Raw genomic sequence first — 1,361 nt, forward strand, 5'->3', positions numbered from 1 at the left:
ATTGTTATCGTTCCTGTATTACAGGTCTCGTCTACTAACGTGGTTGTTAATCCTAATTGTGGATTTAATGTATGTGTAGATTGTGCTGATACACATCCTGATCCATCTCGTACATCTATTGTATACGTATTTGGTGTTAACCCAGAGAATGTATAAGTTGTTGCTGTTGATGGAGTTGGTGTTTGCCATGGCCCTCCATCTAAACTAAACTGGTAATCTCCGTTTCCTTGTGTAACATTTACTACAATTTGCCCATTACTTCCATTATAACATTGTGTTACTGTAGCTGTATGAGTTACTGTATCTGGTGCATTTACCGTAATTGTTGCATTACTTGTTGAGGCACAGTTTCTACTATCTCTTGCTGTAATCGTATAAGCTGTTCCACTTGCTGCTACATCTGTAAATACTCCTGAGTTTTGCCATGTTGCCCCTCCATCAATACTATATTCATATGGTGCTGTTCCTCCTGTTGCTACTGCTTCTATTGTTGCTCCTGTTGGTGCCGCACATGTTGCTGGTTTTGTGATCGTTGCTGTTACTCCTACTGCTGCTGGTTCTGATATTGTTACGGTTCCTAAATTTAATGGGCACGTTAACAATCCTACTGTAGCTCGTACTCGAACATCGTGTGTAATATTATCTAAACCTGTAATTATTACTGGATTTACTGTTGTATTTACCCAGTTTACTCCGCCGTCAATACTATAATCATATGATACTCCTCCGTAATTTGAAGCATTTATAGTAATTGTTCCATCATCTGCATTATTACATGTACTATCTGTATTTCCTGTAATACTTGCTGTAAACTCTTGACCTGCTGCTACATTTACAATAATATCTTCTGTACACGAACTTCCATAGTTTACTGTAAATGTATGTGATCCTACTGATACATTATTAAATACATTGCTCGCTTGCGCTGCTCCACCATCTAAACTATAAGTATACGTTCCTACATTTGGTGTAATCGTTACATTTCCTGTTCCGTCACAATTATATGCTATTGAACTTCCTAATGTTGGCGCTGTTGGTAATGGTGCTATTGTGATACTTGGTAAAGTAAACTCACAATTATTAGCATCTCTTATTACTAATGCATAAGTAGCATCTGTTAAATTTGGTTTTACTGGATTATTTGAAAATACTCCATCAATACCATAAGTATATGGTGCTGTTCCTCCTGTTGGAGTTGCAAATGTTATAACTCCTTGTTGTACACATGTATAAGGTTGTGTTATACTTGCTGTTCCTGTTAATGCGTTTGGCGCTGCAACTGTTACTGTTGAAGCCCCTGTTGCACATCCATTTGCATCGGTTATGATAACTTCATATGTATCTGAAGCTAATCCTGTAAA

1 protein-coding gene is annotated in these 1,361 nt (G+C 37.4%); it reads right to left on the bottom strand.

Going from position 1 to position 1,361, the window contains the following annotated elements:
- On the bottom strand, positions 1–1,361 hold a 1,361-nt coding region (locus tag F7018_RS11210), incomplete at both ends, for an autotransporter outer membrane beta-barrel domain-containing protein (protein ID WP_150900162.1).

Origin of the sequence: Tenacibaculum aiptasiae (assembly GCF_008806755.1) — a bacterium.
Taxonomy (GTDB): domain Bacteria; phylum Bacteroidota; class Bacteroidia; order Flavobacteriales; family Flavobacteriaceae; genus Polaribacter; species Polaribacter aiptasiae.